Annotated in this window: 23 protein-coding genes and 1 riboswitch; of the genes, 18 read left to right on the plus strand and 5 right to left on the minus strand. The window is 42.0% G+C overall.

Annotated elements, in window-relative coordinates:
* Positions 1-45: 45 nt before the first annotated feature.
* Together V6Z54_RS10855 and V6Z54_RS10860 are read left to right on the plus strand one after the other, a co-directional pair.
* Positions 46-915, plus strand: coding sequence for an ROK family protein (locus V6Z54_RS10855; RefSeq protein WP_338527972.1), 870 nt, complete (start codon positions 46-48; stop codon positions 913-915).
* A 69-nt stretch (positions 916-984) separates the two neighbouring features.
* Complete coding sequence (locus V6Z54_RS10860) at positions 985-1,830, plus strand: aldo/keto reductase (protein WP_039181397.1); 846 nt, start codon at positions 985-987, stop codon at positions 1,828-1,830.
* 39 nt (positions 1,831-1,869) lie between these two features.
* On the opposite strand, the gene modB is transcribed toward V6Z54_RS10860, so the two are convergent.
* The 4 genes from modB to V6Z54_RS10880 form a co-directional block, all read right to left on the minus strand.
* Entirely contained in the window at positions 1,870-2,535 is a 666-nt protein-coding gene (gene modB, locus V6Z54_RS10865; RefSeq protein WP_073979016.1) for a molybdate ABC transporter permease subunit, read from the minus strand.
* Positions 2,535-3,311: a molybdate ABC transporter substrate-binding protein gene (gene modA / locus V6Z54_RS10870; protein ID WP_338527314.1), complete on the minus strand. Its 777-nt coding sequence runs from the start codon at positions 3,309-3,311 to the stop codon at positions 2,535-2,537. Before modA ends, modB begins: the two co-directional genes overlap by 1 nt.
* Positions 3,312-3,427: 116 nt before the next feature.
* Positions 3,428-5,278, minus strand: coding sequence for an LTA synthase family protein (locus tag V6Z54_RS10875; RefSeq protein ID WP_041088273.1), 1,851 nt, complete (start codon positions 5,276-5,278; stop codon positions 3,428-3,430).
* A 123-nt stretch (positions 5,279-5,401) separates the two neighbouring features.
* The gene (locus tag V6Z54_RS10880; RefSeq protein ID WP_041088275.1) at positions 5,402-5,887 is read right to left on the minus strand and encodes a metal-dependent hydrolase; all 486 of its coding nucleotides are present in this window, start codon (positions 5,885-5,887) and stop codon (positions 5,402-5,404) included.
* A 171-nt stretch (positions 5,888-6,058) separates the two neighbouring features.
* Between V6Z54_RS10880 and V6Z54_RS10885 the strand changes: the two genes are divergently transcribed.
* The 3 genes from V6Z54_RS10885 to V6Z54_RS10895 all read left to right on the plus strand — a co-directional run bounded on the left by V6Z54_RS10885 (position 6,059) and on the right by V6Z54_RS10895 (position 8,610).
* Positions 6,059-6,487 (plus strand): MarR family winged helix-turn-helix transcriptional regulator, encoded by a 429-nt coding sequence (locus tag V6Z54_RS10885; protein WP_338527315.1) that lies wholly within the window; start codon positions 6,059-6,061, stop codon positions 6,485-6,487.
* 81 nt (positions 6,488-6,568) lie between these two features.
* Complete coding sequence (gene sspJ, locus V6Z54_RS10890) at positions 6,569-6,712, plus strand: small acid-soluble spore protein SspJ (RefSeq protein WP_034280900.1); 144 nt, start codon at positions 6,569-6,571, stop codon at positions 6,710-6,712.
* 121 nt (positions 6,713-6,833) lie between these two features.
* Positions 6,834-7,012: riboswitch (Lysine riboswitch) on the plus strand.
* A 191-nt stretch (positions 7,013-7,203) separates the two neighbouring features.
* A complete protein-coding gene (locus tag V6Z54_RS10895) occupies positions 7,204-8,610 on the plus strand; it encodes an amino acid permease (protein ID WP_073979021.1) in 1,407 nt (468 codons plus the stop codon).
* Between the two features lie 189 nt (positions 8,611-8,799).
* On the opposite strand, the gene V6Z54_RS10900 is transcribed toward V6Z54_RS10895, so the two are convergent.
* Positions 8,800-9,738, minus strand: coding sequence for an iron-hydroxamate ABC transporter substrate-binding protein (locus tag V6Z54_RS10900; protein WP_305960625.1), 939 nt, complete (start codon positions 9,736-9,738; stop codon positions 8,800-8,802).
* Positions 9,739-9,996: 258 nt separating this feature from the next.
* On the opposite strand from V6Z54_RS10900, the gene V6Z54_RS10905 reads away from it, so the two are divergent.
* The 13 genes from V6Z54_RS10905 to V6Z54_RS10965 all read left to right on the plus strand — a co-directional run bounded on the left by V6Z54_RS10905 (position 9,997) and on the right by V6Z54_RS10965 (position 26,046).
* Complete coding sequence (locus V6Z54_RS10905; RefSeq protein WP_073979023.1) at positions 9,997-11,049, plus strand: iron ABC transporter permease; 1,053 nt, start codon at positions 9,997-9,999, stop codon at positions 11,047-11,049.
* On the plus strand, positions 11,050-12,072 hold the full coding sequence (locus V6Z54_RS10910) for an iron ABC transporter permease (RefSeq protein ID WP_064498048.1): 1,023 nt from the start codon (positions 11,050-11,052) through the stop codon (positions 12,070-12,072).
* A 20-nt stretch (positions 12,073-12,092) separates the two neighbouring features.
* Positions 12,093-12,908 carry an ABC transporter ATP-binding protein gene (locus V6Z54_RS10915; protein ID WP_073979024.1) on the plus strand — a complete coding sequence of 272 codons (816 nt, stop codon included), beginning with the start codon at positions 12,093-12,095 and terminating at the stop codon, positions 12,906-12,908.
* Positions 12,909-13,083: 175 nt separating this feature from the next.
* The gene (locus V6Z54_RS10920) at positions 13,084-13,806 is read left to right on the plus strand and encodes a response regulator transcription factor (protein ID WP_041088288.1); all 723 of its coding nucleotides are present in this window, start codon (positions 13,084-13,086) and stop codon (positions 13,804-13,806) included.
* 3 nt (positions 13,807-13,809) lie between these two features.
* Positions 13,810-15,564: a HAMP domain-containing sensor histidine kinase gene (locus V6Z54_RS10925; RefSeq protein ID WP_041088289.1), complete on the plus strand. Its 1,755-nt coding sequence runs from the start codon at positions 13,810-13,812 to the stop codon at positions 15,562-15,564.
* Positions 15,565-15,699: 135 nt separating this feature from the next.
* Positions 15,700-17,136 (plus strand): glucuronate isomerase, encoded by a 1,437-nt coding sequence (uxaC, locus tag V6Z54_RS10930; RefSeq protein WP_073979025.1) that lies wholly within the window; start codon positions 15,700-15,702, stop codon positions 17,134-17,136.
* Between the two features lie 57 nt (positions 17,137-17,193).
* A complete protein-coding gene (locus V6Z54_RS10935; RefSeq protein WP_338527316.1) occupies positions 17,194-18,204 on the plus strand; it encodes a LacI family DNA-binding transcriptional regulator in 1,011 nt (336 codons plus the stop codon).
* A 58-nt stretch (positions 18,205-18,262) separates the two neighbouring features.
* The gene (locus V6Z54_RS10940; RefSeq protein WP_338527317.1) at positions 18,263-19,714 is read left to right on the plus strand and encodes a tagaturonate reductase; all 1,452 of its coding nucleotides are present in this window, start codon (positions 18,263-18,265) and stop codon (positions 19,712-19,714) included.
* Positions 19,711-21,204, plus strand: a complete 1,494-nt coding sequence (locus tag V6Z54_RS10945) for an altronate dehydratase family protein (protein ID WP_338527318.1) — start codon at positions 19,711-19,713, stop codon at positions 21,202-21,204. Before V6Z54_RS10940 ends, V6Z54_RS10945 begins: the two co-directional genes overlap by 4 nt.
* A gap of 20 nt (positions 21,205-21,224) precedes the next feature.
* On the plus strand, positions 21,225-22,616 hold the full coding sequence (locus V6Z54_RS10950) for a glycoside hydrolase family 28 protein (RefSeq protein WP_073979028.1): 1,392 nt from the start codon (positions 21,225-21,227) through the stop codon (positions 22,614-22,616).
* Between the two features lie 172 nt (positions 22,617-22,788).
* Positions 22,789-23,739, plus strand: coding sequence for an ABC transporter substrate-binding protein (locus tag V6Z54_RS10955; RefSeq protein WP_338527319.1), 951 nt, complete (start codon positions 22,789-22,791; stop codon positions 23,737-23,739).
* Positions 23,705-24,763: an iron ABC transporter permease gene (locus V6Z54_RS10960; RefSeq protein ID WP_338527320.1), complete on the plus strand. Its 1,059-nt coding sequence runs from the start codon at positions 23,705-23,707 to the stop codon at positions 24,761-24,763. The genes V6Z54_RS10955 and V6Z54_RS10960 overlap by 35 nt, the downstream gene beginning before the upstream one ends.
* The gene (locus tag V6Z54_RS10965) at positions 24,760-26,046 is read left to right on the plus strand and encodes a heme ABC transporter ATP-binding protein (RefSeq protein WP_338527321.1); all 1,287 of its coding nucleotides are present in this window, start codon (positions 24,760-24,762) and stop codon (positions 26,044-26,046) included. Before V6Z54_RS10960 ends, V6Z54_RS10965 begins: the two co-directional genes overlap by 4 nt.
* Positions 26,047-26,119 lie beyond the last annotated feature (73 nt).

A 26,119-nucleotide genomic window follows, 5' to 3' on the forward strand; every position in this document is an offset into this window, starting at 1 on the left:
GTGTTTTATGATGAAGAAAGAGAACGAGCAGGGGGGAGATCAATGATGACCTATTATGGAGCAATTGAAGCTGGGGGTACAAAATTTTGTTGTGCAATCGGTAATGAGCATGGAGACATCTTAGAGGAAATGACGATTCCGACAGAGCACCCGGATCAAACAATAGAAAAGCTCATTCCATTTTTCGAGGAGCATGACATTGCAGCATTAGGGGTTGGCTCCTTTGGACCCATTTGTGTTCAAAAGGACAATCCTTCATACGGTTATATCATGAACACACCGAAAGTGGAGTGGAAGCATTACCCGTTCATTCCTGAGCTTGAGAAGCAATTAGGTGTCCCCGTATCCTTTACAACCGATGTCAATGCCGCAGCACTAGGTGAATTAACAAAAGGGGCAGCCAAAGGGCTAAGCAGCTGTTTGTATATCACGGTCGGTACGGGCATTGGTGCGGGAGCTGTTGTGAAAAATGAGCTTCTACACGGTCATTCACATCCTGAGATGGGGCATATCCTTGTCAGGCAGCATGAATCTGACCCATTTGCAGGTGTCTGCCCGTCACATGGAAATTGTTTAGAAGGACTGGCAGCTGGACCAGCGATTGAGAAAAGGTGGAGGAAACCTGCCAAAGAGCTGACGCAGAACGAAGCGGTTTGGGCACTTGAAGCCGATTATTTAGCGCAGGCGCTTATGCAATACTCGCTCATTTTAAGCCCAGAGCGCATCATCATGGGCGGAGGTGTCATGAAGCAAAAGCAGCTATTCCCACTCATTCGGGAGAAACTAGCTGCTTATGTAAATGATTATGTAGACCTGCCGCCGCTTGATACATACATTGTCTCCCCTAGACTTGAGGAGAAGGCTGGCATGACTGGTGCGCTGCTCTTAGCCATCGAAGCGAAGAGAAACGCCTGATAATAGAGTTTTGAAGCACAACATGAGATAATGAAAGAGATGGAATCTATAAAAAAGGTGGTTGTTAAAATGGTCAAAAGCTTGAATGATACCGTAACACTGAATAACGGAGTGGAAATGCCTTGGTTTGGTTTAGGTGTATTCAAAGTGGAGGACGGCAATCAAGTGGTAGATGCCGTAAAAGCAGCCATACGGAACGGATATCGCAGCATTGATACGGCAGCTGTTTATAAAAATGAGACAGGCGTAGGAAAAGCAATTAAAGAATCTGGCGTGAAACGAGAAGACTTATTTATTACGTCTAAAGTATGGAACACAGATCAAGGCTATGATAAAGCACTTGAGGCGTTTGACGCAAGCTTAAACCGATTAGGTCTTGATTATTTAGACCTCTATTTGATTCATTGGCCTGGACCAAATGCAGATACATTTAAAGACACTTGGCGCGCACTTGAGAAGCTTTATAAAGACGGGAAAGTCAGAGCCATTGGAGTCAGCAACTTCTATATTCAGCATTTAGAAGAGCTGTTAAAAGATGCTGAGGTTGTTCCAGCTGTGAACCAAGTGGAGTTTCACCCGAAACTGACACTTGTTGAACTGCGTCAATATGCAAAGGAAAAAGGGATTCAAATTGAGGCATGGTCTCCGCTGATGCAAGGGAAGCTATTAGATCATGACGTTTTGAAAGACATTGCTGCACGCTACAACAAATCTGTTGCTCAAGTCATCTTGCGCTGGGATCTGCAAAGCGGTGTCGTGACAATTCCTAAATCAATCAATGAAGAACGCATTAAACAAAATGCAGACATCTTTGACTTCGAGCTTTCTAAAGAAGACATGGAAAAAATCGATGCATTAAACAATAACGAGCGCGTCGGCTCGAATCCAGAGACGATGACGGTTGGGTTTGAATAAATAAAAAAATCCTCTTTCTCATGTGAGAAAGGGGATTTTTTATGTACTGCTTCGGCGCACAGCCAATAGCATGATAAAAGATAGGATCACAATACAAATCGTCCAAGCCCAAGCAAGCTCCATTCGTCCAGAATCAATCGCCACATAGATAGCGGTTGGGAGTGTTTGCGTTTTTCCTGGGATGTTGCCGGCAAACATTAAGGTCGCCCCAAATTCTCCAAGGGCTCTGGCAAAGCTGAGGATGCTGCCTGATAAGAGGGAAGGCAGGGCAAGTGGTACTGTAATATAGGCAAAGACTTGGAATGAATGTGCACCATCTACTTTTGCAGCCCCTTCAATGTCTGACTCAATCGTAGAAAATCCAGCCTTTGCTGATTGATACATAAGCGGGAATGCAACAACCGTCGATGCAATAACTGCAGCCCACCATGTGAAAATGACTGGCTGGTGAAAGATCCATTCAATCGCGCCCCCGATCAAGCTATGCCTTCCGAATATGACGAGCAATAAAAACCCTACAACCGTTGGCGGGAGGACAAGCGGCATCATCAAGAGCGTTTCTACGATCATTTTCCCTTTAAATGATGTTCGCGCCATCCAATAGCCAATCAATGTACCAAAAACAGTTGCCAGCAGCCCGCTTACAACGGCAACTTGCACGGACAGCCAAATGGGAGATACGAATTCTTCAGTCAGCATGGGCATTATGTCACTTGAAAGCCGTACTTCTTAAAAATTGATTTGGCTGTTTCTGATTGAAGAAATTGAAAAAAGGACTTGGCTTCCTCTACATGTTCTGTCCCTTTGACGATTCCTACTGGGTAAATGATCGGGGAGTGCATGTCCTGATTGGCTTCAGCTGCAATCTTTACTTTTTTGGTAACGAGGGCGTCTGTCTTATACACAACACCTGCTTCCACATTTCCTGTTTCTACGTAGCTTAAAACCTGCCGCACATCCTTGCCGTACACAGCATTCTTTTTCACTTGATCCCAGATGTTCAGCTTTATGAAAATCTCTTTGCCGTATGTACCAGCAGGGACGGATTCAGGTGTGCCAAGAGCAATCTTCCCTTTTATGTGCTGGGCGTCTTGAAAGCTTTTAATAGAGGAAGAGTGATTTTTTGGCACAATGAGTACAAGCTCATTTTGGATGGCATCCTTGATAAAATGTTGATCGATGTCTCCAGATTGTACAAGCTCATCAAAGGGTGCTTCAGCTGCTGAGAAAAAGAGATCTACTTTTGCCCCTTGCGCAATTTGCTGCTTCAATGCGCCGGATGACCCGAAGTTATTTGTTAATGTCACATTCGGATGCTCATCATTAAAGGCAGATTCAATTTCTTTTAGTGCATCCTGAAGACTTGCCGCAGCTGAAATCACAAGCTCTGTTTTTTTGCTTGTATCCGATGACTTCATCTCTGTTTGACACCCACTCAGGAGCAAGCAGATGGCGATGAAGGCGAAGAACGCATACTTCATGTTCACACCTCTTATTATTCAATATCATATGTATCCTTTATTATAAGCAAACTTATTTGACCATTCATAGGCTTTCAGTAAAAAGAGAAAAGAAAAAGCCGCCAGATGGCGACTTTTTAATGCTGATAAAAACGCAGCAAATTCCCATTGATCACTTTGTCTGATAAGGAAAGTTCTTTATTGGCTTTTTCGATATAAGGCTGACACACCTCATCCTGTTCAACAGGTTCTTTTGTTTTTTGATCATAGCAGGTGTTCTTTGTATAGAGATAATCATCTGTAATAAAGTTCCCGTTTCTCAAAACAGCAAAAGGCGTCCGTTCGTTTGAAAATAAGTCATTGCCAAATTGAATGGCATCCTTCGTTTCAATACCGAGTAAGTGCAGGAGTGTCGGTTTCACGTCGATTTGCCCAGCTGTTTCAGAAATTGTCTGCGGTGCTTGATCTGTGACCCCCGGAATGTAAATTAAAAAGGGCACCCGCTGCAATTTCACAGCATCAAACGGTGTAATCTCGTCTTTTTTGAGCAGCTCTGCCATTGCCTGATGATGTGCTTCGGAGATACCATAGTGATCCCCCATGAGGACAAACATTGTATTGTCATACAATCCTTCTTCTTTCATACGTTCAAAAAAATTCTTAATGGCTTCATCCTGATAGCGAACGGTCGTCACATAGCGGTTTAAAATGGCGCTGGACGAATCATATTCATCAATCAATTGATCCCTTGGATCGATTTCAAATGGAAAGTGATTGGTCAAGGTAATAAACGTGCTGTAATAAGGCGCCTTCAACTTTTTTAAATAATCAATGGATTGGTCAAAGAAGTCGATATCTTTTAAGCCCCAACCAGTTGAATTCTGTTCATTGACCTGATACGAATCGACATCATAAAAACGGTCAATCCCAAGTGATTCATACATCACATCTCGATTCCAAAACGTTTTATTATTCGCATGAAATTGGACGGATTGATAGTTCTCTTTTTTCAACTGCTTGTATAACGTGTCATATTCGTTGTCACTCGCTGTGAAAAAGACAGCGCCGCTGCTAGATGGGTAGAGGGAATTTGCGACAATAAACTCTGAATCTGACGTCTTTCCTTGCTCAGTCTGCTGATAAAATTCATCAAAATAAAAACTCTTTTTAGCGAGTTGATTTAAAAAGGGAGTGATGTATTGTCCATTCACCTTTTGATCAACGACAAATTGCTGTGTTGATTCGAGTGAAATGAACACAACGTTCTTGCCTTTAGCAAGTCCAAAGTACTCTTCGTTTGGTGCACTGTAATCAGCTTTTGTGTAGTTTGCTACGGTAGAAAGCGTATCTTCGTCTGCGAAGGCTTTTTGTCCAATACGCGCTGTTTGGGCAGCGCCGTCATACAGGTGGAACTGGAACAGCCCAAGGTTTCGTACAATCACTTCTCGATCATAAGAGCTTGTCAGAAAGCGAGGGTGATCCATCATGGCTGAACTGACATGAAACAATAGAAAGCTGCAGCACACAGCATAATATATTTTGATCGTCTTGAAGGAGGCTTTTGGCGCTAAAGGTTTGCGTTTTAACAGCCACGCCAGCACCACGAAGTCAATGAGCATCAGCAAAAACAGCGGGTGAAATAATTCTGTCATACTGCTGCCCATATCTCCCATGTTTTTCGCTTGAAATAATACAGGAATCGTAATGAAATCAATATAAAATCCATAAAAGATCGTATTTGAAATGAGTATCGCGGTCAAAATCAAATTTGCGGTCAATAAAAAAACCTTTTGCTTCGTTCCATTTAAAAAAAGAGCAATCCCAAACAAAGGGAGCAAAAAGCTAAGTGGATTGATCAAAAGCAGCCATTCATGAAACAGATTGGCCGTTCGTATGTGAAATCCGAATTGATAAATGATATATGTTTTCATCCACATGAAGAGGATGGAGTACACTAAAAACCAGTGATTTTTGAAGAACGCTTTCATTTATGTAGCTCCTCACCATTCTGTATTCAGCTGCAAGGCAAAAACACTTATCTTAAACCTACTAAAAAAATGAGGAATGATCAATTCATATCCTGTGTTTTTCGGAAAACTCTTTTTGATTCATTAGAATGGGATAGATATGCCGCAGATGACAGCGATGTAATAGCAGGTAACGACGGTGAGAGCAGCTAGTACGACTTGTTCTCCTGTGCTGCCTGTTTTGACATAGAAGGGAAGACGCACTTTAATGGAAGCTGGAAATAAAAATTTAATCCCGTTCACTGTCCCTGCATCCAAGATGAGATGGCTTGCCATCCCGACTAGTAAACCGATACTTAGGCTGTCATTTGGAATGTATGTTGTTGCTAGAAAATAAATGATCAGCAAAAATAATAAACTGTGTGTAAATGTGCGATGACCGAACACACTGCTGATCATTGTCGAGAGCAGCGGGAATCTTCTGCCGATTTTACTTTTTGTATGGCAAAGATCAGGGATCAGAGCACCTGCTGATCCAGCAGCAGCCATCGTCACTGGGTCGAATCCATAATAGTAGGCAACGGCTGTGGAGGCGGCTATTCCGCCCATGATGTGTGTTTTTCCTGTCATGATGCGTACTCCTGTTCTATCTTTAGTTCAAGTACTCACTATATCAAGGGTGGATTCATTCAGCAAGGCTTATTTCTAAAGAAAAAGAGACCAAAAAGGTTGGCTGAATGGAAAAACATTCTATAATAAGGAGGAAGTCATGTTGATACTAACGATAAGGATGCGATTCGGATGGGTAATGCAGACATTTTAAAAGAAATTGTTCTTGTACATTATGAAGTCAGCCGTAAATTAAACCGCAAGTTACTTGAGTTAGAGAAAGACATCACGCCCCCACAGATATATGCTCTTTCTATTTTGATACAAGGCAAAGTATCATATGCCGAAGAGCTGAAGCAAAGACTCTCTTTAAACCCTGGTGCAGCCTCTATTGCACTCAATAAATTATGTGAGCAGGGTTATATTCAAAGAGAACGGGACAAGGACGATTCATCACTTGTCCGTTTAGAAGTCACGGAAAAAGGGGTGGCTATTTATGAAAAGCATACACGTCTTTTCGGAAAGGTGATTCAGCATATGATGTCAGACTTCACAAAGGATGATTTAAAATCCTTTCTGACGTACTTGCAAAAAATGAGACAGACCTTTCATGATGATTGAGCCTCTTCCCTTGTATAATGCTGATCGCTGTAGCACAAATTAAACAGGCAACCGCATTATATGAAAAGGGAGGAAACAGCGATGTCATTTTTCCAAAAGGATAAAAAAGCGAAAAGTGAGAAAGACCATCAGCAGGTAGATCAGCTGTTAGAGGAAGCAAGTAAAGAGCTAGCAGGCGATCCGCTTCAAGAAGCTGTACAAAAGAAGAAAAACAACCAACAATAAGCAGGTAAAGGGCAGAGAAAGGATTCTCTGCCTTTTTTCTATGTTTTTCCCTTTGACAGATGTGAGAATGTTTGATAACCTTCGTGTAGTAAAAATGAATAGAAATCCTCACGCTATGTCTCAGTGAGGTAGAGGTTGCGCGGATGATGAGTCACTCATAGGAGAGATGGAATCGTAGATCATGAGAAAAAAGGCATCAGCGCCGAAGTGTAGAGAGAGCTCCAACTTTCTTTATGCTGGGTCTGCATTGAATAAATGCAGGACTGCCACGTCTTTGAAGCGTGGAGGGCTATCCGGAGATCAAGGTGTATGTTTTGAAAAGCATGGACTTTTGTTCAGGCTTTTTTTTATGTTCTGAGTCACAAAAATAAGGGTATGCTGTTAAAAAGTAATCCATTATGAACATAAAGAATGCAAGTCATTGCTTCACAAATATATCAATGAAGATACTGCCGGGTCTGGTCCAAAGTGAATAAAACGGAGGTACGGAAATGGAACAGACAAAAAAATGGGGTTTTTGGTTATTGACGGCTTTTGTCGTCGGAAATATGGTAGGTTCAGGCATCTTTATGCTGCCAAGTACGCTTGCCCAGCACGCAAGTCCTTTAGGTGTGACGATGGCATGGCTTGTCACAGGCGGCGGTGTGCTGATGATTGCGCTTGTATTTGGGCATTTGTCCATTCATAAGCCGCAGCTGACGGCTGGACCACAAAGTTATGCAAGGGCGCTTTTTAAAGATCCGAAAAAAGGGAAAGCGGCTGGATTTACAATGGTTTGGGGATATTGGGTGGCAAGCTGGATTAGTAATGTCGCAATTATTACAAGTCTTGCTGGTTATTTAACGACTTTTTTCCCTATTCTCACAGTGAAGACTGAAGTTTTTACCTTTGGAAAAGAAGCGGTCACGCTTGGTCAGCTCATGACGTTTATCGTATGTACCCTTCTTCTATGGGGAACACATACCATTTTAATTACAAGCTTAAGTGCTGCAAGTAAATTGAATTTTATTACGACCTTTTCAAAGGTGCTTGGATTCGTCCTTTTTATTGTTGCGGGATTATTTGCATTTCAAACGGCATTATTTGAACATTACTACTTCCCGGTTGAAACAGGCAGCGAAGGAGTGCTCGGACTTGGAGGCCAAATTCATCATGCGGCCATTTCCACACTATGGGCATTTATTGGAATTGAATCAGCTGTCATTTTATCAGGAAGAGCATCCTCACAGCGTGATGTGAAACGTGCGACGATTACAGGTCTTTTAATCGCACTTTCGATCTACATGATTATCACGTTGATTACGATGGGCGTTCTGCCGCACGATCAATTGCAAGGCTCTGACAAACCGTTCGTGGACGTGCTTCAGCTTATTATTGGGCCAGCTGGCGGAATTGTCATGGCACTGCTGGCGATTATTTGTTTATTTGGTTCGATGCTTGGCTGGATTTTACTCGGTTCAGAAGTACCGTATCAAGCAGCCAAGGCTGGTGATTTTCCAGCAGTATTTGCAAAAACAAACAAAAAAGGAAGCCCTGCTTTCGCTTTGACTGTTACAAATATTATGTCACAGTTGTTTATCTTCTCTGTAATGTCACGTACGATTAATGAAGCTTTTACCTTTTTAACTACATCAGCGACACTTGCGTATCTTATTCCGTATATTGTGTCTTCAATCTACAGCTTTAAGGTCATTATGCAAGGTGACACGTATGAGCTTCAAAAAGGAAATCGAACGAGAGACGGCATCATTGCACTTGTTGCGATGGGGTATTCAGCTTGGGTCATTATTTCAGGTACAGCCGACTTGAAAACCTTTGGTCTTGGAATCGGTCTATTCTTAGTAGGTATTTTGCTTTATCCATTCATGGCAAAAGGATTTGCCAAAGAAACGGTATAAGAAAGACGTTTCTCCATTTCTGGAAAAACGTTCAGCGTGTAGACAAACCCTCGCATTCGGTGTCAGGTCTGCGCTCCGGTACTCGTCCTTCCTAGGGCTGCAAAGGTTTTCTATCACGCTGAAAGAAGACAAAGGAATATCCCTTTGTCAATAATCTGGACGTTTCTCCATTTCTGGAGAAACGTTTTTTTATGAGGCAGATGTCAATCGGTCCACAATAAACTCTAGCTGACCTTCTAGTGACACTGGGTCATTAAAGAAGAAACCAACTGGATCTATTTCGAATACATGTTTATTTTTGACGGCAGGAAGTGATGTCCAAATGCTGCTTTGATACACTTGGTCACCTTTACTTTTTGAGCCGCTCCATGGACCTGTGAAAATATAGTCGCCTGCGAATTCTGGCAGCTTCTCAAGAGAAATATTCGCATAGCCGACACCGCTGTCGATCGCTTCTTTTTTGACCGCCTTCGGTGCTTTTAATTTCAGTTCGTCATAAATGATTTCGCCCCCGCGGGCAAAGGTGTTTCCGAAGATATAAATGCCTTTATCAAATGGTGATACGATCGAGACTGTTTTGCTGCCGACAGCTTTGTTTACCTTTGGTTTCACCTCAGCAATTTTGGTATCCCATTTTGTGATCCATTCTGTTGCTTTTTTCGGTGTACCAGTCATTTTACCGAATTCTTTTAGTTGGTCTTTGAAAGAGTATTGGTTGTATTTTACCGCTACAGTTGGGGCGATTTTTTTGTATTGATCAAATTTCTCATCTTCTCCCCAAGCAATAATCATATCTGGCTTCAAAGCGGCTACCTTTTCGACAGATGGGGTCCTTCCAAGATTTTCGACTCCATCTGTTTTTCCTTTATAAAAAGGGTTTTTAAAGATGGGAGCAGTTGTAGCAATCGGCGTCTTGCCGAGTGTGACGAGGTCCCCGTAGTAGCTTTCTGCAAGAAGCACAATGCGTTTTGGATTTTTCGAAAGCTCCACTTCACCTTTGACATCCTGATATGTCATCATGTCATTTTTTTTCGCTGCAGATTGTTTATTTGAAGTGCTGCCGCAAGCGGCTGTAAAAAGCATAAGGATCGATAAAGAAATCAAAAAAAATCCAGTTCGTTTTTTCACAAAGATTCTCTCCTATTCATTTTTCATTGATAATGATTCTCAATTTCATTTTTATCGTAACATGATAGGAACCAAAATGCATCGGCTAATTTAGACCTAAAGAAAAATGGTGAAATTCTCACAATTTTTTTGTGAAAATAAAGAAATTTATCAGAACAATGATTTCAAAAAGAAAAGAAAGTGATATACTAGACTTCGAGATTGATAATCATTATCACTAATAGAGAATAAACATGAACGGAAAGGAAGAGACTGGTTTTGGGCTCACAATCGAATAAACAGCTGCCAACCAGCGACGATACGATCGATATTGTCACGAAACCTTTTGGAACAGCAGCTGTTATCATCATAGGAATGATCGCTTTAGCATTTGGTCTGTTTTTATCAGTATCATTAGGAGCAGCAAACATTCATCTACAGACTGTATGGGAGGCCGTTTTTCATTTTGATCCACAACAAACTTCACATCAAATCATTCGGGAATTGAGGCTGCCGCGCACAGTTGGAGCCGCGCTCGTCGGTGCCTTTTTAGCCGTATCAGGTGCCATTATGCAAGGAATGACAAGAAATGCGCTGGCGTCACCTGAGATTATGGGTGTGACAAATGGCTCCGCATTTGCGATTGCCATTGCATTAGCATTTTTCCCTGGCCAATCTTCTATCACATTAATTCTTTGGTCATTTGTTGGAGCCGCACTCGGTGCCTCTATTGTATTTGGTGTCGGTACTATGTCAAAAGGGGGACTGACCCCGGTAAAGCTGGCACTAGCTGGTACGGCGGTTGGAGCACTTTTGAGCTCCATCTCCTCAGCCATTGCCATCCGTTTTGATGTCGCTCAAGATATGAGCTTTTGGTATGCTGGCGGGGTGGCAGGTGTGAATTGGAGCAACATTCGTATCATCATTCCAGTTGCCATTGCAGGACTAATCATTGCAATGATCCTTGCCCGTTCGATCACGGTTTTGAGCTTAGGTGAAGAATTGGCGAAAGGACTTGGACAGTATACAAAAACGGTCAAGGTGCTTGGCGTATTAGTTGTTATTCTTTTAACGGGTGCTGCCGTGTCGGTAGCAGGCTCTATTGGTTTTATCGGGCTTGTGATCCCTCATGTCACTCGATTCTTAGTTGGAGTGGACTATCGTTGGATTATCCCATGCTCCGCTATTTTAGGGGCCACTTTGTTAATTTATGCAGACATTGCTGCGAGGCTGGTCAACGCTCCGTTTGAAACGCCAGTCGGTGCCATTACGGCGATTATAGGCGTTCCTTTCTTCTTATATTTAGCTAGACGTGAAAGGAGCGGAATCTAAATGGAAATGGTGCAGCAAGCAAAGAAAAAGAAATATCAACGAACGATGCTCATGATCTTTTTCGCGATCGTAGCTGTGTTCCTTATTAGTTTAAATACCGGAGAAATTCGGATCTCTCCGATGGATACATTGAAAACACTTTTTGGATTCGGAAGTGAGATGGATGAGCTCGTATTATTCGAATTCCGACTTCCAAGAATGGTCATCGCTTTACTTGTCGGTGCTTCTATCGCTGTATCAGGAGCGATTTGGCAAGGTGTTTCTCAAAATGGTTTAGCTGACCCAGGTATTCTCGGTGTCAATGCCGGCGCTGGCTTTGCCGTTGTGCTATTTATCTTTGCATTTCAAGGCACGATGGCGAATTTAGGCGATTTTACGATTTTTGTACTGCCGCTTTTCGCGTTCGTAGGTGCAGGTTTTGCTGCATTTCTCATCTATGTGTTAGCGTGGAAAAAAGGCATCACACCCGTTCGATTGATTTTAACTGGTATTGGTGTGAATGCTGCGTTTTCAGCAGCGATTGTGGTCATCCAATTGAAAATGAGCCCAAATGATTTTAACCAAGCCATCGTGTGGTTATCTGGAAGTATTTATGGCTCGAGCTGGACGTATGTTCTGTCTGTTTTGCCATGGATGGTGATTTTCCTTATATTCGCGATTGTCAGATCACGCTATTTAAATATCATGAATTTGGGTGATCAGCTATCCTATGGATTGGGCATTTCAGTTCATAAAGAAAGAAGTTTGTTCATGCTGATTGCCGTTGCATTAGCAGGTGCGAGTGTTGCTGTTGCAGGAAGTATCTCTTTCCTAGGATTAGCCGCACCGCACTTGGCTAGAAAGCTTGTTGGGCCAAAGCACCAAGGAATGATACCGGCCTCCGCGTTGATTGGCGCGCTGTTATTATTACTGGCAGATACACTTGGCCGCGTCATACTTGCACCATCAGAAGTGCCAGTTGGCCTTGTCGTTTCTGCTTTAGGCGCACCTTACTTCATTTACTTATTGATGAAATCGAACTAATGAGGAAGGAGAGACAACATATGAAATCGCTCGAAACAGAAAAGCTTTGTATCGGTTATCAAGACCGTTTGATTGTAGAAGATTTGAATGTCAGTATCCCAAAAGGCAAGGTGACAACACTGATTGGACCGAATGGCTGCGGGAAATCAACCATTTTAAAAACGATGTCTCGTATTATGAAGGCCAATCGAGGAGCTGTTTATTTAAATGGCCAGGCTATCCATGATACGCCGACAAAAGAAATTTCAAAACAAATGGCGATCTTACCGCAAACGCCTGAAGCACCTAGTGGACTGACAGTGTATGAGCTTGTGTCATATGGACGTTTCCCGCATCAAAATGGGTTTGGCCGCTTATCAAATGAAGATAAACGAATCATCAGATGGGCACTTGAGGAAACGGGAATGATCGCTTTTCATGATCGGCCAATTGAAGCACTTTCCGGCGGGCAGCGTCAGCGTGTATGGATTGCGATGGCACTTGCCCAGGAAACAGAGCTGCTCCTATTGGATGAACCTACGACGTATTTGGATCTTGCACATCAGCTCGAGATTCTTCAGCTGTTAGAACGCTTAAATAGAGAGCAGGGCCGAACTGTGTTGATGGTCATCCATGATTTAAATCATGCGGCGCGTTTTTCACATTACATGATTGCCCTCAATCAAGGGAAAGTCATAAAAGACGGTACGCCTCATGAGGTCATGACCAAAGAGGTACTCAGTCAGGTATTCCATATTGATGCAGAAATTGTGCTTGATCCTAGAACGAACAAGCCGATTTGTTTAACATATGATTTAATGAATCATGAACGAAAGCTAGAAGCTGTAAATGGATAATAGATGTAAAGGAACTCGGTGCTGCTGCCGGGTTTTTTTGCGTGTTTGAAACTTCCTAGTGCTGCTATTTTCTCTAGTGCATATTTTTTCGCTTTTATGCAGAAAAGAGGTACTTTTTTACTTTAGACAATGGTAATATACGGTTAGAGATCATAGCTAGAAAGGAAAGAGATGCGTGGAAACAGCAAAAATATTGATTGCAGATGACGAAGAAGCAATTGTAAAAATGGTTGAACGCGTACTAAAAAAAGAAGGATTCAAGCATATATATAAAGCCTACCATGCAGATGAAGCATTAGATGTTGTCAAAAACGAGGACATCCACCTTTTACTTCTAGATGTGATGATGCCTGGTAAGTCTGGCTTTGATGTTCTTCCTGAAATGAGAAAATATACGAAAGCACCCATTTTCTATTTAACTGCAAGAACGTCTGATGTCGATAAACTGACGGGCTTTGCGCAGGGGGCAGACGATTACATCACAAAGCCATTTAACCCGCTTGAGCTAGTGGCTAGAATTAAGGCTCACCTAAACCGAACATATATCTCCTTACAGGAGGAGCAAGAAGACACTCAAAGCCAATATCATTATGCCCATTTCTCCTATCATCCTCATGCAGCCGAATTGAAAGTAAGAGGAGAGGTGACGGCATGCTCAGCTCAGCTTCTTTCTTTGCTGAAGTACTTTTGTGATCATCCGAATGTGGTTCTTTCAAAAGATCAAATCTATGAGAAAGTATGGGGCGTCCCATCATATGGTGATAACAACACTGTCATGGTTCATATTCGAAAGCTGAGAGAAAAGATCGAATTAGATCCGAGTCAGCCCGAATATATTGTGACGATCCGTGGTATGGGATATAAATTTATACCACACCCTGCAAAGGTCCTTCAATAATTTATGAATTTACGATCAAAACTTTTCTTTCACTTTGTCGGACAAATGTTTATTGTGATTGCCATTCTGATGATGGGGAATACGTTCTCTGAGAACTTATATTTAACAAAACACTACGAGAACATGGCCGAAACTGGTTTAACTAAAGCTGATGGAGATACACTCATGAGCTGGCTTTATTTTAACGAGGATGGAAAAATGGAAGCCGACGATCAGCTCAAGCAAGCAGTGAAAAAACGAGACGGCTGGCTGCAAGTGATTGATTCGAAAAAGAAAAACGTTTATAGCTATCACCGCCCTAAATCCATTCCAACATCCTATCAAAAGGATGAAATGATCAAGATCTTTGAAAAAAGAGAATTTAAAGATTACAAGATGTACTTCTGGCCAATTGAGATTGATCAAGAAAGCTTTATTGTGTTATATGGGTTCAAAACGAACAGTACAAAGGTAGCCAATTATCTGAAGCAACACGAGAAAAATTTGGCTGCATTATCTCAATATTCGGTTGAAACGAAAGAATTCTTGAAGAGAATGAACGGATCGGTTCATCTGTTCAATGAAGAAGGAAAATATTTAAAAGGCATTCGGACCAACACAAGTTTGAAGCATAACGTTACAGATATTGAATTGCTTAAGTATCAATCGAAGCCTTGGGAGTTTAGAAGTGACCTCACTTATATGAAGGTGAATAAAAACCTCTATATTATCGTTTCGGTTCCAAATAAAGTATACAGCCCAGACGAGCTTTACGATAAGGAGACAGACGCTTTAAATCAATATACAACCATCTTAATTGCAGGTCTTGCGCTCACTATTATCATTGTCATGACATTATGGTATTCGTATCGCTATGGGCTGCCAATTTATCACATTATTCGCTGGCTGATTTTCTTATCAAAAAATAAATTGCAGGAACCAACAAATAGAAAGGGAATTCCAGTCAGTAAAAATAAAAAAGGCCGTATTAAGCGGGAATACCGTTTATTTGAGGATATCCTAAAAACAATGGATCAGCTCACACATACGTTAAAAGAGAATGAAGCAAACCGAAGAAAAATTCAAACCACAAGAGAAGAATGGATTGCAGGATTGTCTCATGATTTGAAAACGCCTTTAAGTACGATTTACGGCTATGGACTCATGCTTGAGTCCGATCAATATCAATGGTCCAAGGAAGAAGTCATGGAAATGGGACAGGTGATTCGTGAGAAATCAGAATACATGTCGACATTGATTGAGGATTTAAACCTCACGTACCGATTGAAGAATGGTGCCCTGCCTATTAATCGGAAACCGGTTGAACTCAGTGAATTTTTAGCTTCCATTATGGACGAGTTCTCAAGAAGCTCCTCATCTGAGGATTATCCATCCTCCTTTGAAGATCAAACAGATGGTGTCATATTTGAGATCGATAAAGCCTGGTTCAGACGAGTGATTGAGAACCTGCTGGCGAATGCAGTGAAGCATAACGAAAAAGGCACTCATATTACAGCTGTTTTATCTGAAACAGATGAAGAAGTTCGGATCGAAATGAAAGACAATGGCCGCGGAATGGCACAGGAAACGGTGGATCACCTATTTAACCGCTACTACAGAGGGACAAATACAAATGATCCAACGAACGGAACTGGTCTCGGGCTTGCCATAGCAAAAGAGCTAGTCTTGCTGCATGACGGTGATATTCAAGTTGAAAGTGAACTAGGCACTGGAACAACTATTGCGATTATCCTAAAAAAATCATCACCTGTAAAATAGCCAAAAAACGATTTTCTTTTCTAAAGGAGATCGTTTTTTCCTGTTTTAGGATTGAAATCAATTTTGTAAACGATTACAATAAAATTGTTAACGTGAACAAATCATTTTTATTTATAAGAGAGATGGGGGAGTTTGATGAAAGCCTTTTTAGATGATCAGTTTTTACTCAACAGCCAAACGGCTGAAAAGCTATACCATGAGTTTGCTAAGGACCTTCCAATTATAGATTACCATTGTCATTTAAGCCCCAAAGAAATCTATGAAAATAAAACCTTCCATAATATCACCGAAGCATGGCTTTACGGAGATCATTACAAATGGCGTGCCATGAGAGCAAACGGAATACCAGAATCACACGTCACAGGGGATGCCTCAGACTATGAGAAATTTCTGGCGTGGACGAAGACTGTTCCCATGACCCTTGGAAACCCGCTCTATCACTGGACTCATTTAGAATTGAAACGATATTTTGGAGTTGAGGAACTTTTAAACGAAAAAAACGCACACATCATCTGGCAAAAAGTAAATGAAAAGCTGCAAGGAGAGGGTTTTGGTGCAAGAGACTTCATTGTGAAATCGAACGTTGAAACAGTCGTGACTACAGATGATCCAGTCGATTCGCTTTGCTATCATCAAAAACTGCGGGAAGAAGGATTCACTGTGCAAGTGCTGCCCGGATTTCGGCCTGATAAGGCTCTTGATATAACGAATCACCTATTTACAGCGTATGTTCATGAACTGGCAGAGGTTTCATCTACTCCAATCCAATCCTATCAAGACTTTTTAACAGCACTCCGTGCAAGAATTGATTTTTTCCATGAACAGGGCTGCCTGATCTCAGATCATGCCATTAACGAAATGACGTTTGAAGAAACGACGGAAGAAGAAGTGGAAGCCATCTTTCGTAAAAGAATGTCTGGGCATTCATTGACGGAAAAAGAGAAGATCAAATTTAAAACTCAAACATTCATTAAGCTAGGTCAGGCTTACTATGAGCGGGGCTGGGCGATGCAGCTTCATATCAATGCGCTTAGGAACAACAATACGAAAATGTTTGAGCGGCTTGGGCCAGATACAGGGTATGATGCGATGAATGATGAAGACATTGCCAAGCCGCTTTGCCGAATATTGGATCGTTTAGAACAAGAACAGGCACTGCCAAAAACCATTCTATATTCCTTGAATCCTAGGGATAATGTTGTGATTTCCACATTGGCTGGAAGCTTTCAAGACGGGACGGCACCTGGGAAGATCCAGCATGGTACAGCTTGGTGGTTTAATGATACGAAACAAGGGATGACAGAGCAGATGATGGCTCTATCCAGTATTGGTCTGATCAGCCGTTTCATTGGGATGCTGACAGATTCACGAAGCTTTTTGTCGTATACAAGGCATGAATATTTTCGAAGACTGCTTTGCGATATCATCGGAGATTGGGTAGAAAAAGGGGAAGCTCCATATGATCTTGATCTGTTAGAGGGAATCGTGAAAGGAATCAGCTATGAAAATGCCAGACAGTATTTCCAATTTGACCGGGCGAAGCAGCTCCAGCATCCGAATAAAATTACATGAAGAAAATGAAAGCGGTTTTATGATAAGATGGTAAAAAATCATAAAAGGCGGAATAGCATGACAGTCACAATTAAAGACATAGCAAAATTGGCAAACGTCTCTCATACCACGGTATCAAGGGCTTTGAATAACAGTCCTTTTATTAAAGAGAAGACAAAACAAAAGATTTTGTCGATTGCAAAACAGCTGAATTATTCACCGAATGTCCATGCGAGAGGCCTTGTATCACAAAAATCATTTACAATCGGTCTGTTTTTTACGAGTTTAACAGAGGGCACATCTTCAAGCTTCTTTGTGGATGCGTTAAAAGGTGTCAATAGCGTCATGACAGAGTATTATAATCTCTTTGTAAGAGGAATTGACGACTTTCACGATTACACAACCATTCATAAACAACGCTATGATGGCATTTTGCTCATGAGTCAAAGCGAGCACGATGAAGCGTTTATCCATCATGTGAAGAAACAGGGCATTCCCATCATTGTGCTGAATCGCCGTGTAGAAAGTCATGAAGTCATGAATATATTAGCAGATGATAGTCAAGGAGCTTACCAGGCTGCACACCATTTCATTCAGCAAGGTCATGAACAAATCGCCATCATTGAAGGGAAAGAAGGCTTTAAATCAACTCAAGAAAGAAAAGCTGGTTTCCTGCAAGCGTTAATTGATCACCAAATACCTATGAAGAAAGAATATATGATGAAAGGCGATTATCACATGAAAAGCGGCTATGAATCAATGGAATCGCTGCTGGCCCTTGATAAACCGCCAACAGCGCTCTTTTGCTCAAATGATGACATGGCGATCGGTGCAATGAATGCTTTATTTGCAAAAGGAAAAACGTGTCCAAATGATATTTCTATTATTGGTTTTGATGATATTGCATTTTCATCCTATACCACACCTGCATTGACAACGGTGAAAAAGCCGATTGAAAAAATGTGTGCACTTGGAGCAGAAGCTATCCTTTCAGTAATAAACGGTGAAGAGCAGGAAGAAGATCATATGGAAAAAGTGTATGTTCACACAGAGCTGATGATCAGAGATTCAGTTAAAAAGGTGCAGTAATCAGCACCTTTTTAGAAAAATGTTCACGTGTGCATATTGCTTGGAGAGGGGAATCCATTTGAAACGATTATCAAAAGCCATATACCCGGCACCTGAGTATCCGGAAACGATTTTGCAGATTGGCGAAGGAAATTTTATGCGAGGATTTATCAATTGGCACATCCAGAAGCTGAACGACTGCACAGATTTTAAAGGAAGAGCGGTTGTTGTCCCTCCTCGAAAAGGATCAGTGGCAGCTTTAAATGAACAAGATGGCTTGTACACATTATGTATTCAGGGATATCATGCCGAGCAAGAAATGAATGAACGTATGGTCATCCAATCGATTAGCAGAGGAATTAGTACGTATACGGATTACGAGGAGTTTTTACACGTAGCGGAAAACCTCGATCTCCGCTTTGTCTTCTCAAACACGACGGAGGCAGGACTTGTGCTCAAAAAGGAGGACCGTTTGGAGGATCGGCCGCAAGCCAGTTTTCCAGGAAAGCTGACAGCGTTCTTGTATCACCGGTTTAAAGCATTTGCTGGAGATGAGCAGAAAGGACTGATCATTCTGCCTTGTGAATTGGTTGAACAAAATGGTGATCGATTGAAGGAATATGTGATCAGTATGGCAGCTGAGTGGGAACTGCCGCCTGCGTTTATGACATGGATAATAGAGGCCAACACGTTTTGTAATACGCTTGTGGACCGGATTGTCCCTGGATTCTCTAAGGAAGCGGCTGAAATCGTAGAAAAGGAAGAAGGGTATATTGACGAATTGCTTGTCACGGCAGAATATTATCATCTTTTTGTCATTGAAGCACCTGCCTTCGTACAAAAGGAGCTCCCCTTTCAAGAAGCAGGGTTAAATGTTCTTTTTGTAGAGGATATTGCGCCTTATCGTATGAGTAAGGTACGAATTTTAAATGGTGCACATACAGCGATGGCGCCGATTGCTTACTCATGCGGTATAGAAACTGTAAAAGAAGCTGTGGATGATGAGCATGTTGGTCCGTTCATCCGGCGTATGCTGGAGGAGGAAGTACTGCCAGGACTTGAAATTCCTAAAGATGAGCTTCTTCTTTATACACAATCCGTTTGGGATCGTTTTTGCAATCCATTTGTAAAGCATCAATTGCTGGATATTGCACTGAATGGGGTATCCAAATTCCGAACCCGTAATCTTCCGTCATTGTTTGATTATGTCGAGCAAAAGAAACAGCTGCCAATGAAACTTGTGTTTTCACTTAGCAGTCTCATTTATTTCTACAGAGCACATGCAGGAAGGGTAAAGGATGATGAAACTGTGCTCACGCTCATGAAGGAAGCATGGGAAAATCGTTCCAATGAAATGGTTGCAGCGAGGATCCTTTCATGCAAATCATTATGGGGCAGAGATTTAACGGATGTAAATGGATTGAGTCAAGCTGTAGCTGATCAGCTTACCCTCATACAGAAGCACGGGATGAGAGCGGCTGTTCACCGAATGATGCTTCATCAATATGAAAATCAGGGGGAGAAGGCATGAAAGACTTTATTGTAATCCACCCTTCAGATAATGTCGGTATTGCTTTAAAAGGATTGCAGCAAGGGGAAGAGCTACAGCATCAAGGACATACGATTATCTTAAAAGAGACCGTTGGCAAAGGTCATAAGTTTGCATTGGCTGATATCAAGCAAAGAGAGAATATTATCAAATATGGCTATCCCATTGGTCATGCAGTGACTGCCATTTCTGCTGGAGAATGGGTGCATACGCATAATATTAAAACCAATCTATCTGGCAAGCTAGAATACGAATACCAGCCTTCATTATCAGAAAACCCCTATGAAAAAACGAATCTTACATTTAAAGGATATAAACGAAAAAATGGCGAAAGCGGAATCCGCAATGAGCTTTGGATTGTTCCCACCGTTGGATGCGTGAATGGCATCGCCGATCAAATGATCCAAATATTCACTGCTGAAATGGGTGGAAACATCCATCCTTTTGAAACAGCCCTCGTATTAAAGCACAATTATGGATGCTCACAGCTTGGGGACGATCATGAAAATACCAAAACCATTTTACAAAATGCGGTGAAGCATCCTAACGCTGGAGGAGTACTTGTTCTTGGGCTTGGGTGTGAAAACAATGACATTGAGGATTTTCAGTCCACATTAGGTGAATATGACCGTACGAGAGTGAAATTTTTAAGAAGCCAAGAAGTAGGAGATGAGATAGAAACGGGAGTCGCTTTACTCAAGGAAATTTATGATGCGGCGAAAGAAGATCATCGTGAAGACATTCCGTTATCTGAGCTGAAAATTGGTTTGAAGTGCGGAGGATCAGATGGATTTTCCGGTATTACTGCAAATCCGCTTTTAGGCAGACTATCCGATTTTATTGTCGCACAAGGCGGAACGACGGTGCTGACAGAAGTGCCCGAAATGTTTGGTGCTGAAACGATTTTAATGGAGAGAGCAGCATCAGAAACGACTTTCGACAATATTGTGCAAATGATCAATGACTTTAAACAATACTTCATGGATCATCGACAGCCAGTATATGAAAATCCTTCCCCGGGAAATAAAGCAGGTGGAATTTCGACATTAGAGGATAAGTCTCTTGGCTGTACACAAAAAGCAGGTACTTCTGATATTAAAGATGTATTGAAATATGGAGAGCTGCTGAAACAAAAGGGATTGAACTTATTAAGTGCACCTGGTAATGATTTGGTTGCTTCATCCGCTCTTGCTGCTTCCGGTTGTCAAATGGTCCTATTTACAACAGGCAGGGGGACACCATTTGGTACGTTTGTGCCGACAATGAAGATCTCGACAAACACAGCTTTATATGAAACAAAAAAGCACTGGATTGACTTTAATGCCGGAGAACTGCTTGAAGATGTACCGGAAGATGTTGTGTTAGAAAAATTCATTTCAACGGTTATTGATGTGGCGAGTGGGAAGCTGTTAAATCATGAGAAAAACAATTTTAGAGAGCTGGCTATTTTCAAAACAGGTGTCACACTTTAAGGCGACTGGGGGATGAGAAAGTGTCTAAAAAATGGGATTTGATGTATCTCACAGCAGGAACGGTACTAACGGGAGTCGGAATTGCTCGTTTAGCAAAGCGAGGGAAGAAAGATAAAAAAGCAAACGGAATTGATCAAGTGCTAAAGCAGATAAAAGCGCCGCAGTTCCCAGATCGTGAATTGAATGTGGTTCATTATGGAGCAGATGCTGAAGGGAAAGAGCTATCTACAAATGCCATTCAGTCTGCCATTGATGATGCACATCTGTTGAAAGGGGGAAGGGTGCTGATCCCAGAAGGGACGTTTGTGACAGGTGCTTTAGAATTGAAAAGCAATGTAGAACTTCATCTGCATGAGAAAGCCTATGTGACATTCAGTCAAGACCCAAAGGATTATCTGCCTCTTGTACTGACAAGATATGAAGGGGTTGAGCTTTATAATTATTCACCTCTCATTTATGCACACCATGCAGAAAATATCGCTATTACTGGGGCCGGAACACTTGATGGCAGAGGGGATGAGCATCATTGGTGGCCTTGGAAGTATGGGACAAATGGCCAGCCCTCTCAAGATCAGGATCGTCAGCTTTTGTTTGAAATGGCGGAAAAGAGAATACCGGTAGAAGAAAGGGAGTTTGGAGAAGGCCATTATTTAAGATCGAGCTTTATTCAGCCATACCAATGTCATCATGTTCTAATCGAGGGAGTGACAGTGAAGGATTCACCAATGTGGCAAATTCATCCTGTATTAAGTAGTAACGTCATCGTCCGCGGCGTTAAAATTATTGGGCATGGACCAAACACAGATGGTGTCAATCCGGAGTCTTGCCGGAATGTGCTCATTGAAGATTGTTATTTTGATAACGGAGATGATTGTATTGCCATCAAATCGGGCAGAAACGAGGATGGACGGCGACTGGGGGTTCCATCTGAAAACATCGTCATTCGTAGAAATGAGATGCGGGATGGACACGGCGGTGTGACGATCGGGAGCGAGATTTCTGGCGGGGTAAAGTATGTTTATGCAGAAAATAATGTAATGGATAGTCCGAACCTTGACCGGGCATTGCGTATTAAAACTAACTCTGTCAGAGGCGGTACGATTGAACATATTTATTTTAAAAACAATACAGTCAAAAGTCTAAAGCATGAAGTGATCTGTATCGACATGATGTATGAGGAAGGAGATGCTGGTCCGTATCGTCCTGTTGTACGTCATATTGAAGTAGAAGGACTCAAAAGCAGCGGCGGACGATATGGTGTGAAAATAGCCGCATACGCACATTCTCCTGTTACTCATTTTAAAATGAAAGATTGTGTCATAGATGATGTGGCGTACCCCTTATCTTTAGAGCATGCAGTTTCTCCTGCTTTTCAGAAAGTCGTCATCAATGGAAAACAAATCAATCAATAGAAGAGTGAAAAACAGTCTTTTTAGAGGCTGTTTTTTTGTTTTATGAACAGAAAAGACGCTTTTAGAAATCACATATACAACCTATCTGCACTGTAGTATAATATTCCCGAAATTAGAAAAGAATTGACGAAAGAGATTTCGTTAAGCAGTACATAAACCAGGGGGTTCACTCATGAAAAAGTTAACAGCTATTTGGCTATCGTTATTGCTTGTGATGGGTGTTTTAGCAGGATGTGCAGGCGCTGAGACAGATCACAAAGCAACAGGGTCACAAAATAAAGAAACGGCCACTGCGGCATTTCCAGTATCGATTAAAGATGCAGCTGGCAAAACGGTCGAAATCCAAGAACAGCCTAAACGAATTGTTTCGTTAATTCCAAGTAATACGGAAGTTGCCTATGCACTCGGTCTTGGAGATAAAATGGTTGGACGATCAGACTTTGACAATTATCCAAAGGAAGTCGAAAAGGTAGAGAAGATTGGCGGACTTGAATTTAATGTCGAGAAGGTCATTTCCTTAAAGCCAGATCTTGTATTAGCACATGCATCTCAAATGGGATCAAAAGAAGGATTTAAACAGCTTGAAGATGCAGGGATCCAAGTGCTGACTGTAAATGATGCGACCTCCTTTAAGGATGTGTACAAATCAATCAATATGATCGGTGAAGCAGCTGGCGTGAAAGAAGCATCAACAACACTTATAGACGAGATGAAAACAAAACTGAATGACATCAAGAAACAAGCAGAGGGGATTTCGAAAGACAAACAAAAAACAGTCTTTGTCGAAGTCTCAGGTGCTCCTGAAATCTATACAACTGGTAAAAATACATTTATGGATGAAATGCTTTCTGTTATTCATGCCAAAAATGCTGCTGGTGATCAAACTGGCTGGGTGCAAATGACAGAAGAATCGATCATCAAACGAAATCCTGATGTCATCGTGACAATTGATGGTTCCAGCTTAGCTGATTTGAAAAAAAGAGACGGCTGGAATGCAATGAAAGCAGTGAAAGAAAAACAAGTCTTTCAATTGAATACGGATCTCGCATCAAGACCGGGACCGCGATTGGTTGAAGGAGTCGAGGCTCTTGCGAAAAGCGTCTATCCTGACACGTTCAAATAAATTGATCATCGCATATACACTAAGTGTTTTACTTCTAGTGATGAGCATTGGAATGGGAATCTCCTTTGGAAGCTTAGGGATTCCCATTCCTTCTATTCTTCGCATATTTGTTCATGAACTAATCGGAGTACAGTTTGGAACCATTGATTCCATCGATCGCAATATTATGATGAACATTCGGCTGCCAAGAGTCATATTAGCGGCATTAGTCGGAGCAGCACTGGCGTTATCTGGTGCAGCTTTTCAAGGTTTATTAAAAAATCCTCTCGCTGACCCTTATACGCTGGGAGTGTCTCAAGGAGCATCAGTTGGAGCCGTAGCGACCCTGTTTTTCAGCTTGCAGCTCCCGCTTTTTGGCAGTTTCACACTGCCATTATTCAGTATGACAACAGCGCTTGTGACCCTCTGTCTCGTTCTCTTTTTTGCGCGTCTTGTTCATCGGGGGATGAGCATTTCTTCTTTAATTTTGACTGGAGTGATTTTCAGCTCTTTTTTGGGTGCGCTCATTTCATTGATGATTGCTTTAACAGGTGATGATCTAAAAGAGATCATTCATTGGCTGCTTGGCAGTGTGTCCATGAGGGGCTGGCGTTATATTGTGCTTTTTCTTCCTTTCTTTTTTATTGGGACCTTTGCGTTAATGTTGATGGGGCGAGATTTGAATGTCATGACGTATGGCGAGGAGAAGGCAAAGCTATTAGGTGTACATGTGAAAAGGAGCAAATATATTGTGCTGCTGGCGGGCTCGATCCTGACCGGAAGTGCAGTAGCGGTATCAGGGACGATCGGTTTTGTAGGACTTGTGATTCCGCATTTTATCCGCCTCTTAACTATCACGGATCATCGGCATCTGCTGCCTTTGTCTATGTTGAACGGTGCTTCCTTTCTTGTATTAGCAGATGTGTTATCCCGTACCATTATTGAGCCGACTGAATTACCGATTGGCATCATTACTGCGTTAATTGGTGCACCTGTATTTGGCATCATCCTCATTCGTCAATATAGAGGGGGGGCGCACGTATGATTCAAGTGAAGGAAATCAGAGGTGGATATGGGGAGAAAGAGATCATTCGTGGCATTAGCCTTGAAGTAAAGCAAGGAGAATTTCTCGGTATACTCGGCCCAAACGGGAGCGGTAAGACGACCCTGCTTAAAATGGTGGCAGGAATTTTAGCCCCTGAGAGCGGTGAAGTACGTCTCGGCGGTCAGCTTGTTCAATCCTATCAGCCAAAGGCGCTTGCGCAAAAGATGGCAGTTCTGCCGCAGAAAACGGAACAAGCTTTTTCATTTACGGTGGAAGAAACCATCCAATTCGGTCGTTATCCATATCAAAAAGGGTGGCTGCAATCTGTCACGCAAGAAGATGTGCAGGTCGTCAGCAAAGTAATGGAACAAACGGGTGTTGCACAGTTTAAGAATCAATCCATTCATGAGCTAAGCGGAGGAGAACAGCAGCGTGTGTATTTGGCACAGGCATTGGCGCAGCAGCCTGAATATTTATTGCTGGATGAACCAACCAGCTTTCTTGATTTAGCCTATCAAAAAGATTTGCTTGATTTAATTAAAGAAGAGACGGCTTCTTCTAGGTTAACGGTCATTGGTGTATTTCACGATGTGAACATCGCTAGTTTGTATTGTGATCGACTGCTACTCCTTCATGAAGGAAAGACTGACATGTTAGGACTGCCGCATCACGTCTTGACCACCGAACGAATCAACCGTGTGTATGAAACAAATGTGACACCGCTCCAGCATCCATTTAGGGCAAACCCTCAGCTGATGGTTGAGCCTTCAACCCCTTCTAAAGCATCAATTGTAAACATAGCGGATGGCTGGAGGACATATGGCTCAGAAGGAATGACGATTTCCATTAATCAGCCTCTTCGCATCCTTTCCTCACATAAGAAAAACGGCGGGTTCTTTTGGAAAAGGTCGATTGGAACGGGAACGGAGTCGCTTCATAAGCAGCTAGAATCAGCTGAAGATATGCTGTTTTTCGAGAAAGCTAACGGATTAGCGGAATATGCCGCCGAAGACGGCGAAGACGATATGATCCTTTACGGAATGCTTCAGCAGGAAGAGTTGACTATTTGGCTTATCCTGAAACGATCTTTATCAGACGGCGCAGCTGTTCAGCTCATGGGGCAGCTTATGCACATCATGAAGCAAAGAACAAGCATTCCAATCCATCACCTTTGTATTGCTGCACCCAATACGCAAGAAACGGAAGATGCTGACCTTTTACACGAAAGATTAGGAAAAAAGGTGCAAAGGCTTCTTCAAAGGTTGAATGCCATTCAAAAGTGAACCATTTGGTTCACTTTTCTGTTTCATTGAAGACATTCATTCAACATGTTTTAGTAAAACAACTGCTTCTTAT

This window comes from Bacillus sp. MAG717A, from assembly GCF_036884855.1.
Lineage (GTDB): Bacteria > Bacillota > Bacilli > Bacillales > Bacillaceae > Bacillus > Bacillus safensis.